Origin of the sequence: Cellulomonas biazotea (genome assembly GCF_004306155.1) — a bacterium.
GTDB classification, from domain to species: domain Bacteria; phylum Actinomycetota; class Actinomycetes; order Actinomycetales; family Cellulomonadaceae; genus Cellulomonas; species Cellulomonas biazotea.
This window is the reverse complement of sequence record NZ_BIMR01000413.1, coordinates 1-3,172: the sequence shown is the minus strand read 5'-3', so window position 1 is coordinate 3,172 and position 3,172 is coordinate 1. Positions and strand designations below refer to the sequence as shown.

General features: G+C 71.5%; 2 protein-coding genes. Both read left to right on the top strand.

The genetic code is table 11. The features are described 5' to 3' along the window. The coding region (locus tag CBZ_RS19575) for a pentapeptide repeat-containing protein (protein WP_130783114.1) at positions 1-273 on the top strand (273 nt) is incomplete at its 5' end. A gap of 158 nt (positions 274-431) precedes the next feature. Then, entirely contained in the window at positions 432-3,095 is a 2,664-nt protein-coding gene (locus CBZ_RS19570) for a sodium-translocating pyrophosphatase (protein WP_373862209.1), read from the top strand. Positions 3,096-3,172: the final 77 nt, after the last annotated feature.

Below are 3,172 nucleotides of genomic sequence, written 5' to 3'. Positions count from 1 at the left end.
GACCTCGCGGGCGCACGGCTGCGCGGCGCCGACCTGCGCGCCGTGGACCTGCGCGGCGCGTGGCTCATGGGCGCGGACCTGCGGGGTGCCGACCTGCGGGGCGCGGACCTCGTCGGGGCGGACCTGCGCGGCGCCGACCTGCGCGGCGCGGACCTGTCCGACGCGCTGTTCGTCACCGGCCCGCAGGCCGCCGCGGCACGCGGGGACGCCTCGACCCTGCTCCCCGCACGCGTCCCGCGTCCCACCCACTGGACGGCAGTGGCCGCGCGCTGACCTGCAGGAACGGCGTGTCGTGCCCGACACGCCGGGTTGGTCCGGGCTGGCACGCGGCCCCGCTCGACGAACCGAGACTTAGGTCACACGTGCCCTCGGGAGCCCCGTCCTACGTTCAAAGAACGAGCAAAGGGTTTCCGCACGAGCCGAGGAAGACCGTGTCCACATCGCCGCAGCGCAGCAGCGCGCGCACCGCAGGTCCCGCAGTCACCACCGCCGACCCCACCCACCCCGGCGTCACGCCGGCCCCCGCACGGCCCCGGCAGCGCCCGCGCGCCGGGCGCGTCGCCGCCTGGTCCGGGCTCGCCGCCCTGGCCGTCCTGCTCGCCGGGTGCGCGCCCGCCGACCGCGACGGCACCCAGGTGCACGGCGAGGCGGGCCTCGCGCTCCCCGACCTCGGCCAGGTCACGATCGCCGGGGTCTCCGGCCGCCTCTGGCTCGGCCTCGGCCTGGTCGTGTGCGCGCTCGGCCTCGCGTTCGGCATCACCGTCGTCACGCAGGTCCGGCGGCTGCCCGTGCACGCGTCGATGCGGTCCGTCTCCGAGCTGATCTACACGACGTGCAAGGCGTACCTCGCGCAGCAGGGCAAGTTCCTGCTGGTCCTGTGGGTGTTCATCGCGGCCGTGATCGTCGTCTACTACCGCGTCCTCGTCGGGTTCGACTGGGGACGCGTCGCCGTCGTCATCGCGTTCAGCCTCGTCGGCATGGCCGGGTCGTACTCGGTCGCGTGGTTCGGCATCCGCGTCAACACCTACGCGAACTCGCGGACCGCGTTCGCCGCGCTGCGCGGCAAGGTCCTCCCCCTGCACCGCGTCCCGCTGCGCTCCGGCATGGCGATCGGCATGGTGCTCATCAGCCTCGAGCTCGCGATCATGCTCGTCATCCTGCTGTTCCTGCCGGGCGACCTGGCCGGCGCGTGCTTCATCGGCTTCGCGGTCGGCGAGTCGCTCGGCGCCGCGGCGCTGCGCATCGCGGGCGGCATCTTCACCAAGATCGCCGACATCGGCTCCGACCTCATGAAGATCGCGTTCAAGATCAAGGAGGACGACGCCCGCAACCCTGGCGTCATCGCCGACTGCACGGGCGACAACGCGGGCGACTCCGTCGGCCCCAGCGCGGACGGCTTCGAGACGTACGGCGTCACGGGCGTCGCGCTCGTCACGTTCGTCATCCTCGGCGTGCCGGACACCGGCGTGCAGGCCGCGCTCCTCGTGTGGATCTTCGTGGTCCGCGCCGTGATGATCGCGGCGTCCGGCATCTCCTACACGGTCAACGACCTGTGGGCGCAGCGCCGGTACGCGGGTGCCGAGCGGATGGACTTCGAGAAGCCGCTCACGTCCCTCGTGTGGCTCACGTCCGCCGTCTGCATCGCCGCGACCTACGCGACCACCTGGCTGGTGCTCGCCGACGGCACACCCGGCCTGTGGTGGAAGCTCGCGACGATCATCTCCTGCGGCACGCTCGCCGGGGCGCTCATCCCCGAGCTCGTCAAGGCGTTCACCAGCACCTCCAGCCGGCACACGCGCGAGGTCGTCGCGTCCTCCAAGGAGGGCGGGCCGTCGCTCAACATCCTGTCCGGCCTGGTCGCGGGCAACTTCTCCGCCTACTGGCTGGGCATGGCCATCGTCGGCCTCATGGGCGCCGCGTACCTGGTGAGCGAGGCGGGCCTCGACGAGGTCATGCACGCGCCCGCCGTCTTCGCGTTCGGGCTCGTCGCGTTCGGGTTCCTCGGCATGGGACCCGTGACCATCGCGGTCGACTCCTACGGCCCGGTCACCGACAACGCCCAGAGCGTCTACGAGCTGTCCGGCATCGAGGACGTCGAGGGCATCGACGCCGAGCTGCGCACCGAGCACGGCTTCGAGCCGACCTGGGAGCACGCCAAGCAGCTCCTCGAGGAGAACGACGGCGCCGGGAACACCTTCAAGGCGACCGCCAAGCCCGTCCTCATCGGCACGGCCGTCGTCGGCGCCACCACGATGATCTTCTCGATCATCATGGGCCTCACCGAGGGCCTCACCACCGGCCTGGAGAACCTGTCCCTGCTGCACCCGCCGTTCCTGCTCGGCCTCGTCGCGGGCGGCTCGGTCATCTACTGGTTCACCGGGGCCTCGATCCAGGCCGTCACGACCGGCGCCTACCGTGCGGTCGAGTTCATCCGGCAGCACATCCGCCTGGACGGCGTCACGAAGGCCAGCGACGAGGACTCGCGCCGCGTCGTCGAGATCTGCACCCAGTACGCGCAGCGCGGCATGCTCACGATGTTCCTCGGCGTGTTCTTCTCGACCCTCGCGTTCGCGTTCGTCGAGCCGTACTTCTTCATCGGCTACCTCATCTCGATCGCCCTGTTCGGCCTCTACCAGGCGATCTTCATGGCGAACGCCGGTGGCGCCTGGGACAACGCGAAGAAGATCGTCGAGACCGAGCTGCACGCCAACGGCACGCCGCTGCACGACGCGACCGTCGTCGGCGACACCGTGGGCGACCCGTTCAAGGACACGTCGTCCGTGGCGCTCAACCCGGTCATCAAGTTCACGACGCTCTTCGGCCTCCTCGCCGTCGACCTCGCCGTGCAGCTCACCGACCAGGGCCGGCACACGCTCGTGCTCACGCTCGCCGCGGTGTTCTTCCTCGTCTCGACGTACTTCGTGCACCGGTCGTTCTACGGCATGCGCATCCAGTCGACGTCGACGGCGCCTGCGGCCGAGGGATCGGCGGACGTCCCGGCGGAGGCCACCGACGACGAGCCCGCGGCGCTGCTTCCCCGGCCCGCGACGCCCGTCGACGACGAGGTCACGACGGACGACGAGGTGCGCGTCTGACGCGCCCCTCGTGACGGCCACGGCCGGCGACCCCGCACCTGCGGACGGGGTCGCCGGCCGTCGTCGTACGGACGGCG